The 17,885-nt window shown below is 71.6% G+C and carries 13 protein-coding genes; 4 read left to right on the plus strand and 9 right to left on the minus strand.

Annotated elements, in window-relative coordinates; translation table 11 throughout:
- Positions 1 to 58: 58 nt before the first annotated feature.
- Positions 59 to 1,117, plus strand: a complete 1,059-nt coding sequence (gene rarD, locus ACIGWZ_RS21925; RefSeq protein WP_400067042.1) for an EamA family transporter RarD — start codon at positions 59 to 61, stop codon at positions 1,115 to 1,117.
- On the opposite strand, the gene ACIGWZ_RS21930 is transcribed toward rarD, so the two are convergent.
- The 6 genes from ACIGWZ_RS21930 to ACIGWZ_RS21955 all read right to left on the minus strand — a co-directional run bounded on the left by ACIGWZ_RS21930 (position 1,107) and on the right by ACIGWZ_RS21955 (position 8,883).
- Positions 1,107 to 1,982, minus strand: a complete 876-nt coding sequence (locus tag ACIGWZ_RS21930; protein ID WP_400067044.1) for an ABC transporter permease — start codon at positions 1,980 to 1,982, stop codon at positions 1,107 to 1,109. The two genes, rarD and ACIGWZ_RS21930, sit on opposite strands and share 11 nt — an antisense overlap.
- Positions 1,969 to 2,991, minus strand: a complete 1,023-nt coding sequence (locus tag ACIGWZ_RS21935) for an ATP-binding cassette domain-containing protein (RefSeq protein ID WP_400067046.1) — start codon at positions 2,989 to 2,991, stop codon at positions 1,969 to 1,971. Before ACIGWZ_RS21935 ends, ACIGWZ_RS21930 begins: the two co-directional genes overlap by 14 nt.
- 103 nt (positions 2,992 to 3,094) lie before the next feature.
- Positions 3,095 to 4,369 carry an outer membrane lipoprotein carrier protein LolA gene (locus tag ACIGWZ_RS21940; protein WP_400067048.1) on the minus strand — a complete coding sequence of 425 codons (1,275 nt, stop codon included), beginning with the start codon at positions 4,367 to 4,369 and terminating at the stop codon, positions 3,095 to 3,097.
- A gap of 405 nt (positions 4,370 to 4,774) precedes the next feature.
- On the minus strand, positions 4,775 to 5,788 hold the full coding sequence (locus ACIGWZ_RS21945) for a polyprenyl synthetase family protein (RefSeq protein ID WP_400067050.1): 1,014 nt from the start codon (positions 5,786 to 5,788) through the stop codon (positions 4,775 to 4,777).
- Between the two features lie 612 nt (positions 5,789 to 6,400).
- Complete coding sequence (locus ACIGWZ_RS21950; protein ID WP_400067052.1) at positions 6,401 to 7,612, minus strand: NAD(P)-binding domain-containing protein; 1,212 nt, start codon at positions 7,610 to 7,612, stop codon at positions 6,401 to 6,403.
- Positions 7,609 to 8,883, minus strand: a complete 1,275-nt coding sequence (locus ACIGWZ_RS21955) for an ATP-grasp domain-containing protein (RefSeq protein WP_400067054.1) — start codon at positions 8,881 to 8,883, stop codon at positions 7,609 to 7,611. Before ACIGWZ_RS21955 ends, ACIGWZ_RS21950 begins: the two co-directional genes overlap by 4 nt.
- A gap of 484 nt (positions 8,884 to 9,367) precedes the next feature.
- Between ACIGWZ_RS21955 and fahA the strand changes: the two genes are divergently transcribed.
- The 3 genes from fahA (at position 9,368) to ACIGWZ_RS21970 (ending at position 12,562) form a co-directional block, all read left to right on the plus strand.
- On the plus strand, positions 9,368 to 10,651 hold the full coding sequence (gene fahA, locus ACIGWZ_RS21960) for a fumarylacetoacetase (RefSeq protein WP_400067056.1): 1,284 nt from the start codon (positions 9,368 to 9,370) through the stop codon (positions 10,649 to 10,651).
- Positions 10,648 to 11,325 carry a GPP34 family phosphoprotein gene (locus ACIGWZ_RS21965; protein WP_400067058.1) on the plus strand — a complete coding sequence of 226 codons (678 nt, stop codon included), beginning with the start codon at positions 10,648 to 10,650 and terminating at the stop codon, positions 11,323 to 11,325. Before fahA ends, ACIGWZ_RS21965 begins: the two co-directional genes overlap by 4 nt.
- A 745-nt stretch (positions 11,326 to 12,070) precedes the next feature.
- Positions 12,071 to 12,562, plus strand: coding sequence for a hypothetical protein (locus ACIGWZ_RS21970; RefSeq protein ID WP_400067060.1), 492 nt, complete (start codon positions 12,071 to 12,073; stop codon positions 12,560 to 12,562).
- Between the two features lie 103 nt (positions 12,563 to 12,665).
- On the opposite strand, the gene nuoN is transcribed toward ACIGWZ_RS21970, so the two are convergent.
- From nuoN to nuoL, 3 genes are read right to left on the minus strand one after another with little or no spacing between them, the layout of a single operon-like run.
- On the minus strand, positions 12,666 to 14,318 hold the full coding sequence (gene nuoN, locus ACIGWZ_RS21975) for an NADH-quinone oxidoreductase subunit NuoN (RefSeq protein WP_400067063.1): 1,653 nt from the start codon (positions 14,316 to 14,318) through the stop codon (positions 12,666 to 12,668).
- Positions 14,315 to 15,997 carry an NADH-quinone oxidoreductase subunit M gene (locus tag ACIGWZ_RS21980; RefSeq protein WP_400067065.1) on the minus strand — a complete coding sequence of 561 codons (1,683 nt, stop codon included), beginning with the start codon at positions 15,995 to 15,997 and terminating at the stop codon, positions 14,315 to 14,317. Before ACIGWZ_RS21980 ends, nuoN begins: the two co-directional genes overlap by 4 nt.
- A 3-nt stretch (positions 15,998 to 16,000) precedes the next feature.
- Positions 16,001 to 17,884, minus strand: a complete 1,884-nt coding sequence (gene nuoL / locus ACIGWZ_RS21985; RefSeq protein WP_400067067.1) for an NADH-quinone oxidoreductase subunit L — start codon at positions 17,882 to 17,884, stop codon at positions 16,001 to 16,003.
- Between the last annotated feature and the right edge of the window lies 1 nt (position 17,885).

Consider the following 17,885-nt stretch of genomic DNA (forward strand, 5'->3'; position numbering starts at 1 on the left):
AGCGGCGTCGTCGGGCGTTACCTTCACTGAGTCGACGCAGCGCCACCGGGAGGGCCCCTTGCAGCCTCGAAATGATCAGCGCACAGGACTCGCCTTCGGTCTCGCCGCGTACACCATGTGGGGTCTGCTGCCCCTGTACTGGCACCTGCTGGACGCCGCCGCACCGTCCGAGATCCTGGCCCACCGCATGGTGTGGTCGCTGCCCGTCGCCGTCATCATCCTGGCCGTGCTGCGCCGCTGGGCCTGGATACCCCCGCTGCTGCGGCAGCCCAAGCGGCTCGGACTGATCCTGGTCTGCGCCCTGGTCATCTCGGTGAACTGGTTCCTCTACATCTGGGCCGTCAACGCCGGGCACGTTCTCGAAGCCTCCCTCGGCTACTTCATCAACCCGCTGGTCAGCATCGCTTTCGGCGTTCTGGTGCTGCGCGAGCGGCTGCGGCCGTTGCAGTGGACGGCGGTGGGCGTCGGCGTCCTCGCGGTCGTCGTGATGACCGTCGCCTACGGCAAGATGCCCTGGATCGCGCTCGGGCTGGCCTTGTCGTTCGCGACGTACGGCCTGGTCAAGAAGGGCATCAAGCTCGACGGCATCGAGGGCTTCAGCGCCGAGACGGCGATGCAGCTGCTGCCCGCGCTGGGCTTTCTGGTCTTTCTCGGCGCACGCGGCGAGTCCAGCTTCGCCACCGGCGGGCCGGGCCAGGCGCTGCTGCTCGCGGCGTGCGGGATCGCGACCGCGGTACCGCTGATCTGCTTCGGTGCGTCGGCCGTGCGGCTGCCGCTGGTGACGATCGGAATGCTGCAGTATCTGGCGCCGACTTTTCAGTTCGTCCTCGGCCTGACGGTCTTCCACGAGGAGATGCCGCCCGAGCGCTGGGCCGGCTTCGCCCTGGTCTGGCTGGCCCTGTGCCTCCTGAGCTGGGATGCGCTGCGCACGGTACGGCGGGCACGGGCCGCGCTGGCCGATGCGGGCGCACGCGCGGGCGAGGCGGCCGCGCAGACGGCGCCGGCCGAGGCGGAGTCCGAGGCGGCGGGCGCCGATGTGGCACTGGCCGAGGCGGAGCAGTCGGCGGCCGCGGCGGAGCCGGCCGCCGCCGACGCCGCCCCCCGCATCACGCCGTGATGTCCCTGGTGGTGAACCGCGCCCACGCCGCCGAGCCGAACACGACCGCGTACAGCGCCTGCAGGCCCATGTTCTTCTGCAACTGGTCCCAGTAGACGGGATCGCGCAGCAGGTCCGCGAAGGACAGCCAGTAGTGCGGGAAGAGATACGGCTGGATGGCGTGCAGCTGCGGGATGGTGTCCAGGATCTGCACGGTGATCAGCAGGCCGACCGTGGTCGCCATCGCGGCAATACCGCTGGTGGTGAGCGTCGATATGAACAGGCCGACGGCCGCCACCCCGAGGAGCGAGAGCGCCACCACGCCCGCGATGGCCAGCGCGCGCAACAGCCCCTCGCCGAACGAGATGGACGTGCCGGAGAGCAGGGTGACCTCGCCCAGGGGGAAGAGCAGCGCCCCGGTCGCCAGCGCCGAGAGCGCCACAACGAGGGTCGCCACCAGGCAGAACGTCATGGTCGTGGCGTATTTGACGAGCAGCAGCCGAGTACGGCCCGCGGGCGCGACGAGGAGGTAGCGCAGCGTCCCGGCGTTGGCCTCGCCCGCGAGGGAGTCGCCGGCGATCACGCCGATGGCCATCGGGAGGAAGAACGGCAGCGTCACGGCGAGCGAGGCGAAGACCAGGAAGAGGCCGTTGTTGGTGACCTGGGAAAGGAAGGCCGGGCCGCCCTCGCCCCCACCACCGCCCGACGATCCGCCGCCGCCGGTGTCGATCTTCACGGCGATACCGACCAGAACCGGTACGCCCGCGAGCACCGCCAGCAGCGCGAGGGTGCGCCAGCGCCGGAACGTCGTACCGATCTCGCTGCGCAGCAGACCCAGCGACCACAGCGGCCGGGGACTGCGCAGCACCGCCTCAGCCTGCGACATCGAAGCCCTCCCCGGTCAGATGTACAAAGACGTCCTCCAACGAGGCACGCGCGGTGCCGAAGCCGCGGACACGTATACCGGCGTGGACGAGCGCGGCGCTGAGGTCCGCCAGTTCCCAGGGCTCCTGGCTGTCGGGCCCGGCTGCCGGGGGCAGTTCGCCGGTCACCCCGTCGTCCGTGACCTGCAGATCCGTCACGCCCCGCGCCTTCAGGACGCGCGCCGCATCCGCCGTATCCGGTGTCGTCACCGTCAGCCGGCCGCGGCCGCGCGAGTCGAGGACCGTGGCGGAGAGGGCGGCGACCGTGCCCTGGGTGATCAGCCGGCCGCGGGCCATGACCGCGGCATGCGTGCAGACCTGCTCGATCTCGTCGAGGAGGTGTGAGGAGAGGAAGACCGTGGTGCCGTCCGCCGCCAGCTCGCGGATCAGGGCACGGATCTCCCGCATGCCCTGGGGGTCGAGGCCGTTGGTCGGCTCGTCGAGAACCAGCAGCTCACGCGGCTGGAGAAGGGCCGCGGCCAGCCCGAGGCGCTGTTTCATGCCGAGGGAGTAGGCGCGCGCCTTCTTGCCGGCCGCGGCGGCCAGCCCCACCCGCTCCAGCGCGCGCCCGACCCGCTCGGCACGGGTGCGGGGATCGGCGGTCGGGTCGGCCGCGTCGAAGCGCAGCAGATTGTCCCGGCCGCTGAGGAAGCCGTAGAGGGCCGGTCCCTCGATGAGGGCCCCGACCCTGGGCAGCACCCGGCGGACCGCGCCGGGCATGGGCGCGCCCAGGACCCGTGCGCTGCCGGCGGTCGGTTCGATCAGGCCCATCAGCATGCGGATGGTGGTGGTCTTGCCGGAGCCGTTGGGGCCGAGGAAGCCGAAGACGCTGCCGCGCGGTACGGCGAGGTCGAGGCCGTCGACGGCAAGCTGGCCCCCGCGGTACGCCTTGGTCAGCCCGCGGGTCTCGATCACCCGGTCCCCGTCCGGCGGGTCCACGCGCGCGGAATCCGCGGCGGGTGGCGGTGGCATCGGCTCCCCCAACTCATGGCGTACGGCGTGGCGTATGACGTACGGGCCGCGCCGCGCCCCCCGACGGGAGGCGCGGCGAACCCTCTTGTGCTCCGGTGGCCCGTTACTTGGCGGCGTTGGCCGCGTCGATCAGGGCCTCCTTGTCGACGGCACCGACGTACACCGTGCCGTTGTCCGTTATCAGGGCATTGACCAGGCGGGTGCTGAAGACCCGGCCGGAGCCGAAGGACCCGGTGACCTTGTCGCCGATGCTGTCCAGGAACTTACCCGCGTCGCCGGCGGCGCCCTTGTCCTTGCCGGCGGGCAGGCCGGAGCCGGAGCCCTTGATCGTGGCGATGGACGTCCAGCCCTTGCCGATGACGTTCAGCCCGCCCCTGTCCTTGAAGTCCTCCAGGCCCTTACGGCCCTTGACGTCCTTGACGTCCTTGCCGTGCTGCCGCTCCGCCTTCGCGCGCTCCTTGTCGGCGTCGACGACCTTCGCGCCCTTGGGGGGCGTGAAGGAGAACGAGCTCGCGGCGGGCTTGGCGAAGTCGACGTTGGTGTAGCCCACGTCGACCGCGGCCGCGCCACCGCTCTTGGGCGTCAGGGTGAACTTCAGCGGGACGCCGTTGGCGGCGTCCACCGCTATCCGGATCGAGCCGACCGTGGAGGCGGCCTGCTTCGGCTTGATGAGGAGCTGGTAGGCGTCCCGCCCGGCGACCCTGGCCGTGCCGTCGACCGTGACCGAGGTGGTGTCGCCCGCCGCCTTCAGGGCCTCCTTGGCAAGGTCCTGGGGAGTGGCGTTCTTGAGGCCCTTGGGCAGGTCCTCGGGCCCGTGGTGCCGCTGGCCGGGCTTACCGTGCGCCTCGGCCTTGCTGTGCACGGCGGTGTTGCTGCCACTGTCGTACGCCCACACCTGGTCGCCGTTGTGGATGATGCTGTATTCGGCGGCCTTGTCGACGATGGACAACCGCTGCTTGTCGGGGCCGTCGGCAGCCACGCGCAGCGTGTGCGCACCGGACGCCAGCTCCATCAGCTTGTTCTGCGGGGACGCGGACGAACCGTCCTGGCCCTCCGCGCCATGGCCCTGGCGCTCGCCGCCGAAGCCGCCGACGCTGCCGCCGCCCGGCAGGGACGGCAGACCGAGGTCGGTGGTGACCCGGACCGTGCCGGACAGCTGCTGGACATCGGACTTGGCGATTTTCGCTATCAGGTCCTGCGCCGAGATCTTGGGCAGATCGGGAGAACCGGAGCCGGCGAACGCCGGGACCAGCCCGATCGTGGCCGCCGCCACCCCCGCCACCGCGACCGGCACGCCGTACCGCACCGCCTTACGGCGCTTCGGTGAGCGCCCCCCGTCCCATCCGTCGGTGACCTCTGTCGGTTCGTTCCGTGGCATGTGCCTACCTCCGTCGTATACGGCGGTTTCCGCGCGATGCACTCGTCCACCCCTCGGGACTCATTGTGGGCCCGTCCGCCGTGCTGTGGTGCTTCCCATCTCACCAAATCGCCGCAGACATGGCGTCAGCCCGCGGGGCCAACTCGTCGTACTGCTGAGGGATGAGACCGGGCCACTCCGTGGGGGATCACGTACGACGCGAGGCTGATCATTCCCTAGGGGACGACCGCAGGAGGTCTCAGGGAGGGGAGGGCCGGGGACGCCCAGGAGACGTCCAGGGACGCCCGGGAGGCGAGCAGGCGGACGGCTGCGGCATCCCGGAGCCCCGGAGCGTCATGCCGGGAGTCCGGGCCCCGAACGGACCCGCCCCGGCCGCGCCGCCCCGTCTCCGGACGGGACCGAACCTCAGCCGGCCCGGTGCACCACCGCGTCGCACAGGCCTTCCAACGCCGCCTTGGCCATGCACGACGGCAGCGGTGCCAGCGTCGCGCGGGCCTGCTCGGCGTAGCGCACGGTGTCGCGGCGGGCCTGCTCCAGCGCCGGGTGGGCGCGCAGTCCGGCGAGCGCCTCGGCGTGCCGGGCATCGTCGGTGAGGTCGCCGGCCAGCAGCTCGCACAGCGCCCGGTCCTCGGCCGTACCGGATTCGCTTTCGGCCTGCGCCCGCAGATGCAGCACCGGCAGCGTCGGGATGCCCTCGCGCAGGTCCGTGCCCGGCGTCTTGCCGGACTCGTGGGAGTCGCTGGCGATGTCCAGGACGTCGTCCGCCAGCTGGAAGGCCGTGCCCAGCCGCTCGCCGTACTGGGTGAGGATGTTGACCACGGACTCGTCGGCGCCGGACATCATCGCGCCGAAGCGGCCCGCGACGGCGACCAGCGAGCCGGTCTTGCCCGCGAGGACGTCCAGATAGTGGTCTACGGGGTCGCGCCCGTCGCGCGGCCCGGCGGTCTCCAGGATCTGGCCGGTCACCAGGCGCTCGAACGCCTCGGCCTGGATCCGGACCGCCTCGGGCCCGAGGTCGGCCAGGATGTGCGAGGCGCGCGCGAAGAGGAAGTCGCCGGTCAGTACGGCGACGGAGTTGCCCCAGCGGGTGTTCGCGCTGGCCACACCGCGGCGCACATCGGCCTCGTCCATCACGTCGTCGTGGTAGAGCGTCGCCAGATGCGTCAGCTCCACGACGACCGCCGAGGGCACCACGCCGGGGCTGTACGGGTCGCCGAACTGCGCGGCCAGCATCACCAGCAGCGGACGGAACCGCTTGCCTCCGGCGCGCACCAGATGCTGCGCGGCCTCGGTGATGAACGGCACGTCGCTCTTGGTGGCCTCCAGCAGGCCCTCCTCGACAGCGGCCAACCCGGCCTGGACATCGGCCTCAAGAGCCTGGTCCCGCACGCTCAGCCCAAAAGGCCCGACGACGGTCACGAGGGGTACTCCTGTCTGCTGACGATCAAACGGAATGTCGATCTGTCGCTGTCTCCACCACTGGCCAGCGTATCCGGTCGCAGTTCGATCACTGTGAGCGCCCGCCCCTCGAACCACCCGGGCAGCACACCGACCCACCCGTCGCTATGTCCCACATCACCCTTTGTTCAGGTTTTGTGGTGGGAGAGAGGGGACAGCAGAGGCAGACGAATTCCCGAAAGCCCCTGGTGCAACAGCCGTGACCGCCGGACCGAATACCTGCGAGGACCATAGGCGCTTCGGCCATCCCCGCAACCGGTCCGCCCGCTGTCCGCCCGCCGTCGGACCGGGCAAGCGGTACGTCCGGATCCGGCGCCGCCGCGGCACCCCCGGGGCGCGCGGGCCACGGCCATGTCTTCGTACGGTCGGCGTGCGCCGCCACGGCCGTCCGCGAGCCTGTCGGCCGCCCGCGCACCCGAGGCGCCGAAGGCCATCGGCACGGTCCGCTCGGCCGACGGCCGCGACGGCAACGACGTGCACCGCACGGGCGGTTGGGTGCGCGCCGTCGCGGCCCGGAATCCGCCGGCGAAGTCACCCGCCGTGGCGGCCACGCCAGGAAAACTTCCGGCGGGGTCACCCGTACGCCCGCGCCACCGCCCGCGCGAGCCGCGGCGAGGCGAATTCCGTGCCGCACACGAAGCGCATCACCGGTCCGAACGAGGCGGCGGCGGGCAGTCCCGTGAAGTACAGGCCGGGTACGGACGAGCCGAACCCGCCGTCCAGGAGGGGGCCGCCCGCGCGGACCGCGATCTCGGTCCGCAGCCCCTGGCCCAGGAAGTCCAGCGCCGCCAGCCGCATCCGGTAGCCGGTGGCGGCCAGCACATGGTCGGCGGTGACTTCGCCGCCGTGTCCGTCCGCGCCGCGCAGCGCCAGCACCGGGCGGCCGTCGCGGACCCCGGCCCGTACGATCCGCCGCCCTTGGGTGACCGACACCCGCCCCAGGAAGCGGTCCCGCAGCCACCAGGCGCCCAGTGGCCCCAGCACCCGGCGCACCAGGAACCGCCGCGCGGGAACCGGCAGATGACGGAAGGCGCCCGCGTAGTACGTGAACGCGTACAGCGACCAGGCATTGCCGAACGGCGTCCGCGGCCGCAACCGGGGCTGGCGGTCCGGCGGCGCGCCGAAGCCCACCGCCGCGCGCCCGCGCGCCACCACCCGTACGGACGCGGCGCCGCCCTCCACCAGGAGCACCGCGCTCTCCAGGGCCGACTGCCCGGCGCCGACCACCACCACGTCCCGGCCGGCCAGCGCCGAGAGATCACGATGCTGGGAACTGTGCGAGACGGGCCCCGCGGCGGACGGCCCGTCCGGGACGGCGGCAGCCAACTCCGGCGGCAGATGGGCGATCCCGCTCAGCCCGGTGGCGACCACCACCGCCCGCGCCCCGACCTGGTCGCCGCTGTCCAGCTTCAGCTCGAAGCCGTCGGCCGCCCGGTCCACCGACACCACCCGGACCTGCTCCACCTCCGGCACCAGCCGTTGCTGCACCCACTCCCCGTACCGGACGAACGTCTCCACGGGGACGACGTCCCAGTCGGAGGCGTAGCGCTCCTCCCCCGTGGCGGCGCAGAAGTCGGCGAGGGCGTGCCCGGCCTGCGGGACATCGATGCCGGACGCCCCCGGGGTCGACTTGAGCAGCATGCCTGCGGGCATCTGCGCCCGCCAGCTCACCATGGGCTCCCCGAAGACCCGCACCGGCAGGCCGTGCGCCTGAAGGTGCGCGGCCGTCGACAGGCCGTAGGGGCCGGCCCCGATGACCGCCACCGGAGTCCTGGAATCACTCACATCGGTCGCCTCTCCTGTGGATGGTGCACCGCATCGGCCGTCCCGGCGGCCCGGCGGGCGTCCCGTCGCAGCCGCACCAGGTGGCGGGCACCCGGCCCGGCACAGCGCGCGAGCATCGTGAAGAACGGCAGCGGGTCGTCGCCCGCGAACCACGCCAGCTCGGTGCCGGTCGCCCGCCGCCCGGCGCCGCCGCCCCGGTACGCCAGCCGCGCGGGCAGATCGATGTTCTCGACGACGAAGCGGTGCCCAGCCCGCTGGGCGCCCTCGGGGACGGGCCGCCCGGTGAGATGCAGATGCTGGGCGCGGACCACATCCACCCCCGCGGTGTTCTCGAAGAGCCGGAACTGCGCACCCATCCGGGGGTTGAAGTCCAGCAGCTTGTACCGGCCGTCGCGGCGGTCGAACCGCCAGTCCAGGTCGGCGGTCCCGGTGAAGCCGATGCGCCTGATGAACTTCCCCGCGAGCTCGGCCAGTTCCGGGTTGCCGACGACATACGCACACGCCGTCATGCCCGCATGCGGCGGCCAGGAGCGCACCTTGACCCCGGTGAACAGCGCCAGCGGCGCGCCGTCCGCATCGGCGTAGGCGTGCACGATCCAGTCCTCGGCCGCCTCCGTCGGCAGATACTCCTGCAGGATCACGCCCGGCCGCGGACCCCAGTCGCGCGCCAGGTCCAGCAGCTGGGCCGGCCCCCCGATCCGGGTCGTCCCGGAAACCGCGGGCCTCCTGCGCCGCAGGAACGCCTCGCGGTTCTTGGCCACCACCGGGAAGCGCGCCCGCCCCGCGTACGCCTCGATGTCCGCGTACGAGCGGGGGAAGACGGCAGCCGGAGAGGGCACCCCGTGCTCGGCACAGAGCTCGTGCAGCCCCTGTTTGCTGGCCAGTCGGCGGGGCAGATCCGCCGCCACACGGGGGAAGAGGAACGATTCGGCCAGGGCCCCGGAATGCTCGGCGATCAGCACGGCCGCTTCCTCGTCGGTCGGGATGAGCACCGCCGGCCGCCCGATCCGGTGCCCGATCCGCAACAGGCCCGTCACCAGCCGGCCGGGTTCCTCCCGCCCCGTCGTGGGCCATACGAAACGGCCCGTCAGGTAACGGGACGCCGCGGCGGGCGTCCAGCGATCCTCGGTCACGGCATACATCGGCACCCCCAGCCGGCCCAGGCTGCGGATCGCTCCCACGCCGCCGTGGTGCAGGGGATAGCCGCCGATCTTGACGATCAGCCCCGGAACGCTCCGGTCGACCGCGAGCCGTGCGCCACTGCGAGCCACCTGTCCCCCCAACGGAACGGCCCCGTCCGGGTGCCCCCGGCTCGTACCAGCAAAGGACGCTAGGCCCGAATTGCGTAGTGCGGCAAGAGTTTTCCGGACATTGGGGGGTGGTGGGGCGGGGCGAGTTGGGGCTTCTGCGGCGCGGGGTGGGGGCGTGCGCGCCGCGTACGTGGGGTGGGGGGTGGGGATGGGCCGTGGTCGGCCCGGGCGTCGGCTCCGGGTCGGCTGCGGCACCGTCTCGGGACCGGCCCTGGCGTCGGCTCTGGCGTCGACTGCGGCGTCGACTGCGCGGCGGGCTCGGGGCTCGGCTCGCAGACCCGCCCGGAGGTTGTCCACAGGCTCCCCCGCCGCGGTGCACCCCGCCGTACCCTGATCTTCGGACCGACCGGCCACGGACCGGACGGCCCGCCGATCGACCGGCCCGGCCATCCGACGCCAGGCCGGACCGGCCGCCCACCGGCGACGACGAAGCGAGGAGCTGTCCATGCCCGAGCAGAGCCCGTTCGACCTTGCGGAAGGCGATCCCTTCGGCCCGCACAACCTGCCCTACGGCGTCTTCAGCACCGCCGACGCGCCCGACCGGCGCAGACTCGGCGTCCGCTACGGCCGCCATGTCCTCGACCTGAGCGCACTGCCCAGCACGCTGCCCACCGTCGTATCTCCACCGCACGCCGCGCTGCTCACCGCCCCGACGCTCAACCCCCTGCTGGCCGCCGGGCGCAGCGTGTGGCAAGAGGTGCGCGCGGCCGTCCACACGGCCCTGACGGTTCCCGAGCACCGCCCCGCCGTGACGCCGCTCCTCCGCCCTCTGGAGGAGGTGACCCTGCACCTCCCCTTCGAGGTCGCCGACTACGTCGACTTCTACTCCAGCGAGCATCACGCCACCAACGTCGGCCGGATCTTCCGCCCCGACGGCGCGGCGCTCCCTCCCAACTGGAAGCATCTGCCGATCGGTTACCACGGCCGGTCCGGCACCGTTGTCGTCACCGGCACCCCGGTGGTACGCCCCAACGGCCAGCGCAAAGCGCCGACGGACGCCGTCCCGACGTTCGGCCCGTCCACCCGCCTGGACATCGAGGCCGAGGTCGGCTTCGTCGTCGGCGCCCCCTCCGCGCACGGCGAACCGGTGGGCCAGGGCGCCTTCCGCGATCACGTCTTCGGCATCTGCCTCGTCAACGACTGGTCCGCGCGCGACATCCAGGCCTGGGAGTACCAGCCGCTCGGTCCCTTCCTGGGCAAGTCCTTCGCAACCTCCGTCTCCGCGTGGATCACCCCGCTCGACGCCTTCGACGAGGCCCGTACAGCGCCGCCGACCCGGGACTTCCCGCTGCTCCCCTACCTCGACGACTCGGACGTGGAGCCGGGCGGCATCGACATCCGCATCGAGGTGACCCTCAACGGCGAGCGTCTCTCCACCCCGCCGTTCTCCGCGATGTACTGGACGGCCGCCCAGCAGCTCGCCCATATGACGGTGAACGGCGCCTCGCTGCGCACCGGCGACCTGTTCGCCTCCGGCACCGTCTCGGGGCCCGCGCCGGACCAGCTCGGCTGCCTGCTGGAAATCACCCAGGGCAAGGGCCCCTACCTCCAGGACGGCGACGAGGTCACCCTCTCCGCCTGGGCCCCTGGCCCCGATGGCGCCCGGATCGGCCTGGGCGAGGTCACCGGACGCGTCCTGCCCGCCCCCGAGCTGGGCACGCTCGCGGCCGTGGCAGCAGCGGGCGCGGGCTCCGCCGCAGCCGCCACCACGTCCCGGGACGCCCCGTGAGGGACCCGCAAGGGACGGGTACGGGGGCCCTCACCCTTCCCGAGGAGCTGCTGCTGCTCGCGCTGGATCCGGTCCGCGGCCGGCCCATCAGCAACCCCAAGTTCCTGCGGTACGGCCTGGCGGGCGCGACGCTGGCCGACCTGGAGGCGGCCGGTCGGATCCAGTGCGAGCGCGGCGACCGGATCTCGGTGACCAATCCGCTGCCGACGGGCGATCCGGTGCTGGACGGCGCACTCGCCGCGCTGCCCGACCCGGGCAAGAACCGCGGCGCGCGCGTCAAGGCCCACCGCTGGGTACGCACGGCCGCCCGGCCGATGCAGGAGCTGTGCCTGCGCCGCCTGGAGGAGCGCGGCGCGGTACGCCGAGAGGCCCGCCGCGCCCTGGGCCTCTTCCCGTACGCCCGATTCCCCGTCGGCTCGGTCGACCTGACGGGCCCGGCCCGCGCCCGCTTCCGGTCCGCGATCGACGCCGGCCTCCCCGACCGGCGCAGCTGCCTCCTGGCCGCCCACGCCTCGGCCACCGATCTGGACACCAAACTCCTGCCGGGCAGCTCCTTCCGCTCCCGGCGCCGCGACCTCAAACGCCTCGCACAACAGGAGTGGACCGCCAAAGCCGCACACCACGCCGTCCAGATGGACAAGAGCGCAGCGTCGACTGCGGGAGGTGCGACGTAGCAGGAACAGGACGTAGAGGAACAGCACCCGAGGGCCGGGGCACCAACGCTGCGGTCGGAGAGGCCACGGCTCCTGAGCGGCCAGGTCCGGGCAGTCGGATCCGGGCAGTCGGATCCGGGCAGCCCGGGCCTGAGCGGCCGCGGCGCCGCGGTCTCCGTGTCCGAGCGAGCGACAGCCGTGAGACGAACGGGGGGGAGACCAGAGCGCGTGAGGTCGGCGAGTGTGCGGCCAGAGGGCGTGAGGCCGGCGTCCTCGTCCGGCCGACTCGCCGCCGGGCCAGGTGCGTGACGCCCGGGCGCTGACACCCGCGGATGAGGCTGACGGGCACCGGCCGAGAGCCGTAGGGCCGGTGCCCGTGAAGGCGGCGTACGGAACCCCGGTCCGTACGGCTTCCGCGCGGGTACCCAGGTGCGCCGGGCCACGAGCTCGGTACGCCGGGCAGCCGTACGGGGAGTCACGTGCCGACCGAGGCGCGGGGAAGGCACGCGGTGCGCCGATGCCGGTGTCAGCGGGACTGCGCGTGCGGGTGCATCGGTGTGCGGGTGTGTGCGCGGGTGGGTGTGTGGGCGCGTGCGCCCGTGGGCGGGTGCATGTGTGCGCAGACTTACGGCCGGGGGTGGGGCGGGGTGGGTGGGGGCGGGGGGGGAGGCCCCCCTGGTACCGGCCGTCGGCAAGCGGCGCCGCTCCGCCGCACCCCCCGGCTGCTACCCTCACCCCTCCCTGTCCCACAACGGAGGAGACGTACGTGCGCAAGGCAGCGCAGATCGCCGGGGCGGCCGCGATTGCCGCGATGCTGCTCAGTGGTTGCGGAAGCAGCAGCGACAAGGGCAGCGACAGCACTCCGAGCAAGGCGCCGAAGAGCGAGCCGTCGACTCCGGGCGGGGACGGCAAGGCAGCGGACGCCAAGGCGTTCGAGGGCGCCTGGACGACCGGGCCGGCCGACAGTCCGCTGGTGCTCGTCGTCGCACACGGCACCGTCGCGTTCGCCGACGGGCACAAGACGGCCTGCATGGGCAAGGTCCAGAAGCTCGGCGGGATGACGGTGGCCGCCCTGACGTGTCCCAAGGGCGACAACGCTCGCACCGTGGGCACCCTCAAGCCCGGCTCGGACGGCAAGACCCTGACGGTCGACTGGAAGAGCGGGCCCACCGAGAAGTACACCAAGTCCACCGATGGCAGCGTGAAGATCCCGGACATGCCGAATCTTCCCGACGTGCCGAGCATGCCCAGCAGCTGACGCTCACCAGCACAACGGCCGCCGCCCGGAACCCACTTGGGGTTCCGGGCGGCGGCCGTATGGCAGATACGGCGACACGGCGTCGGCTCGGCGCGCAGTCCGCTCAGCGGATGAATACCCCCGCCTGACCCGCCAGGTCGAGGAAGTACTGGGGCGCCAGACCCAGCACCAGCGTGACCGCGACGCCGATCGCGATGGCCGTGGTGGTCAGCGGGCTGGGGACCGCGACGGTCGGGCCGTCCGCCTTCGGCTCGCTGAAGAACATCAGCACGATCACGCGGATGTAGAAGAAGGCGGCGATGGCGGACGAGATGACACCGACGACCACCAGCCAGCCCGCGCCGCTCTCGGCCGCCGCCTTGAAGACCGCGAACTTTCCGGCGAAGCCTGAGGTCAGCGGGATGCCCGCGAAGGCCAGCAGGAAGATGGCGAAGACCGCGGCCACCAGCGGTGAACGGCGGCCGAGCCCCGCCCACTTGGACAGATGTGTGGCCTCGCCGCCCGCGTCCCGTACCAGCGTGACGACGGCGAACGCGCCGAGCGTCACAAAGGAGTAGGCGCCGAGGTAGAAGAGCACCGAGGAGATGCCGTCCTCGCTGGTGGCGATGACACCGGCGAGGATGAAGCCGGCGTGTGCGATGGAGGAGTAGGCCAGCAGCCGCTTGATGTCCGTCTGGGTGATGGCGACGATCGCACCGCCCAGCATCGTGATGATCGCTACGCCCCACATCACCGGCCGCCAGTCCCAGCGCATGCCCGGGAGGACGACGTACAGCAGGCGCAGCAGCGCGCCGAAGGCCGCGACCTTGGTGGCGGCCGCCATGAAGCCGGTGACCGGGGTCGGGGCGCCTTGGTAGACGTCCGGGGTCCACATGTGGAACGGGACCGCACCGACCTTGAACAGCAGGCCCATCAGCACCAGCGCCGCGCCCATCAGCAGCAGCGCGTCGTTGCCCATCGTCCCGGCCAACGCCGGATCGATCTGCTTGGCGCCGTCCGAGACGACCTCGGCGATGCCGGCGTACGTGACCGTGCCCGCGTAGCCGTAGAGGAGGGCGATGCCGAAGAGGAGGAAGGCGGAGGAGAAGGCGCCGAGGAGGAAGTACTTGACCGCGGCTTCCTGGGACAGCAGACGCTGGCGGCGGGCCAGCGCGCACAGGATGTACAGCGGGAGGGAGAAGACTTCCAGGGCGATGAAGAGGGTCAGCAGGTCGTTGGCCGCCGGGAAGACCAGCATGCCGCCGATCGCGAAGAGGACGATCGGGAAGACCTCGGTGGTGGTGAACCCGGCCTTGACCGCGGCCTGTTCGGCGTCGCCGCCGGGGACGGCCGCGGCCTGCGCGGCGAACGAGTCCACCCGCTTGCCGTGCGCCGCCGGGTCCAGACGGCGTTCGGCGAAGGTGAAGACGGCGACCAGCGACACCAGCAGGATCGTGCCCTGGAGGAACAGGGCGGGGCCGTCCACGGCGATGGCGCCCATCGCGGCGATCCGGGCCTTGGACGAGCCGAAGCCGCCGGCGGCCAGGCCGATCACCGCGGCGAACGCGGCGGCCAGCGCCACCACGGACAGCGCCACCTGGGCGTAGTAGCGGCTGCTGCGGGGCAGCAGCGCCTCGATCAGGACGCCGATCACCGCGGCACCGAGGACGATCAGCGTCGGCGACAGCTGGGCGTATTCGATATGCGGGGCCGGGATCCGGCCCGGCACATCGGCCGCCACCGTCCACAGGCTGTGGACACTTGCCACGGAACTCACTTCGCGGCCTCCACGTCTTGGTCACGCGCGGCGTGGCCGTGCCGGCCTCCACCGGGCACGGCGTCCACCTGCACAGCGGGCTTGGGGTCCTTCTTGTCCACGACGGACAGGGTGTGGTCCACCGCCGGGTTGACGATGTCGGTGAGCGGCTTGGGATACACCCCCAGGAAGAGCAGCAGCGCGATGAGCGGCGCGACCACGAGCAGCTCCCGGGCCCGCAGGTCGGGCATGCTGCGCACCTCGTCCTTCACCGGGCCGGTCATCGTCCGCTGGTAGAGGACGAGGACGTAGAGCGCGGCGAGGACGATGCCGAGGGTGGCGATGATGCCGATGACCGGATAGCGGCTGAACGTGCCGACCAGGACCAGGAATTCGCTGATGAACGGCGCCAGTCCGGGCAGCGACAGGGTGGCCAGGCCGCCGATCAGGAAGGTGCCGGCGAGGACCGGGGCGACCTTCTGGACGCCGCCGTAGTCCCCGATCAGACGCGAGCCGCGGCGGCTGATCAGGAAGCCGGCCACCAGCATCAGCGCGGCAGTCGAGATGCCGTGGTTGACCATGTAGAGCGTCGCGCCGCCCTGGCCCTGGGTCGTCATGGCGAAGATGCCCAGGATGATGAAGCCGAAGTGGGAGATGGAGGCGTAGGCGATCAGGCGCTTGATGTCGCGTTGGCCGACGGCGAGCAGCGCGCCGTAGAGGATGCTGATCACCGCCAGCACCACGATGACCGGGGTCGCCCAGCTGCTGGCCTCCGGGAAGAGCTGGAGGCAGAAGCGGAGCATCGCGAAGGTGCCGACCTTGTCGACGACCGCGGTGATCAGCACCGCCACCGGGGAGGTCGCCTCGCCCATGGCGTTGGGCAGCCAGGTGTGCAGCGGCCACAGCGGCGCCTTCACCGCGAAGGCGAAGAAGAAGCCGAGGAAGAGGAGGCGTTCCGTGCCGGTTCCGATGTCCAGCTTGCCGGCCGCCCGCGCCTCGATGATCTGCTGGAGCGAGAAGGTGCCGGTGCCGAGCTGGTCGGCGGTGACGGCGTACAGACCGATCACCGCGGCCAGCATGATCAGTCCGCCGACGAGGTTGTAGAGCAGGAACTTCACCGCGGCGTACGACCGCTGGGTCGCCGCCTGTTCCTCGCCCTGCGCATGGGCGCGGTCCCCGAAGCCGCCGATGAGGAAGTACATCGGGATGAGCATGGCTTCGAAGAAGATGTAGAAGAGGAAGACGTCGGTGGCCTCGAAGGAGAGGACCACCATGGCCTCGACGGCCAGGATCAGGGCGAAGAAGCCCTGGGTGGGCCGCCAGCGGCTGTTGGCGGTGCCCGCGGCGGAGCCGTCGTCGGACGCAGTCTCCAGGGGGTCGGCGTCGTGCCAGCCCGCGAGAATCACGAACGGGATCAGCAGGGCGGTCAGTGCGATCAGGGCGACCGCGATGCCGTCCACGCCGAGTTCGTAGCGGACGCCGAAGTCAGGGATCCAGGCGTGTGATTCGGAGAGCTGGTACGGGCCCTTGGCGCCCGGCGCGAAGCGGAACGCGATCACCAGGGCCAGCGCGAAGGTGATCAGCGAGAACGCCAGCGCCAGCCATTTGGCCGCGGTGCACTTGGCGGCGGGCACCGCGGCGGTGGCGATCGCGCCGATCGCCGGGACCGCGGCAGTTGCCGTCAGCAGGGGAAAGGACATGGGTCAGACACCCCTCATCAGCAGGGTCGCGGCGACGATGACGGCGGCCCCGCCCAGCATCTGGACCGCGTACGAGCGGACGAAGCCGCTCTGCAACTGGCGCAGCCGGCCGGAGAGTCCGCCCATCGTGGCGGCCGTGCCATTGACCGCGCCGTCCACCACGGAGTGGTCGAGATAGACGAGCGTGCGGGTGAGGTGTTCGCCGCCGCGTACCAGGACGACGTGGTTGAAGTCGTCCTGGAGGAGGTCGCGGCGGGCGGCTCGGGTGAGCAGCGAGCCGCGCGGGGCGGTGGCCGGTACGGGCCGGCGGCCGTACATCGCCCAGGCGATGCCTACGCCGATGACCAGGACGACCATGGTCGCCCCGGTGACGGCGGTGGCGCTGAGCGGGGAGTGGCCGTGGGCGAAGGAGGTGACCGGCTCCAGCCATTTCACGAAGGATTCGTTGAGGCTGAACAGCCCGCCCGCGAAGACCGAGCCGAAGGCCAGCACGATCATCGGGATCGTCATGGACTTCGGGGACTCGTGCGGATGGGTCTCCTCCGGATTCCAGCGCTTCTCGCCGAAGAAGGTCATCAGCATCACCCGGGTCATGTAGAACGCGGTGATCGCGGCACCGAGCAGGGCCGCGCCGCCCAGGATCCAGCCCTCGGTGCCGCCCTTGGCGAACGCCGCCTCGATGATCTTGTCCTTGGAGAAGAAGCCGGACAGTCCGGGGAAGCCGATGATCGCGAGGTAGCCGAGGCCGAAGGTGATGAAGGTGACGGGCATGTATTTCCGCAGGCCGCCGTAACGGCGCATGTCCACTTCGTCGTTCATGCCGTGCATCACGGACCCGGCGCCCAGGAAGAGGCCCGCCTTGAAGAAGCCGTGGGTGACCAAGTGCATGATCGCGAAGGCGTAGCCGATCGGACCGAGGCCGGCGGCCATGATCATGTAGCCGATCTGCGACATCGTCGAGCCGGCCAGCGCCTTCTTGATGTCGTCCTTGGCGCAACCGACGATCGCACCGAAGAGGAGCGTGACCGCGCCGACCGCGACGACGGCCGTCTGGGCATCCGGCGCGGCATTGAAGATCGCCCCGGAGCGGGTGATCAGATACACGCCGGCGGTGACCATGGTGGCGGCGTGGATCAGGGCCGAGACCGGGGTCGGGCCCTCCATCGCATCGCCCAGCCAGGACTGCAGCGGCACCTGCGCCGACTTGCCGCAGGCGGCCAGCAGCAGCATCAGCCCGATGGCCGTCAGCTTGCCTTCGCTCGTCCCCCCGGTCGCGGCGAACACCGGGCCGAAGGCGAACGTCCCGAACGTCGTGAACATCAGCATGATCGCGATGGACAGGCCCATGTCGCCGACGCGGTTGACCAGGAACGCCTTCTTGGCGGCGGTGGCCGCGCTGGGCTTGTGCTGCCAGAAGCCGATCAGGAGGTACGAGGCGAGGCCGACGCCCTCCCAGCCGACGTACAGCAGAAGGTAGTTGTCGGCGAGGACGAGCAGCAGCATCGCCGCCAGGAACAGGTTCAGATAGCCGAAGAAGCGGCGGCGCCGCTCGTCGTGCTCCATGTAGCCGATCGAGTAGATGTGGATCAGCGATCCGACACCGGTGATCAGCAGGACGAAGGTCATCGACAGCTGGTCGAGCTGGAAGGCGATATCGGCCCGGAAGCCGCCGACCGGAATCCAGCTGAACAGATGCTGATGCAGCGCGCGGTGCTCGGCTCCCTTGCCGAGCATGTCGGCGAAGAGCGCCACGGCGACGGCGAACGAGGCCACCGCGAACAGCGAGCCGATCAAGTGGCCGGTGCGGTCCAGTCGTTTTCCGCCGCACAGCAGCAGGGCCGCACCGACCAGCGGTGCCGCGACAAGCAGCGCGATCAAGTTCTCCACT

This window comes from Streptomyces sp. NPDC053427, assembly GCF_044544985.1.
Taxonomy (GTDB): domain Bacteria; phylum Actinomycetota; class Actinomycetes; order Streptomycetales; family Streptomycetaceae; genus Streptomyces.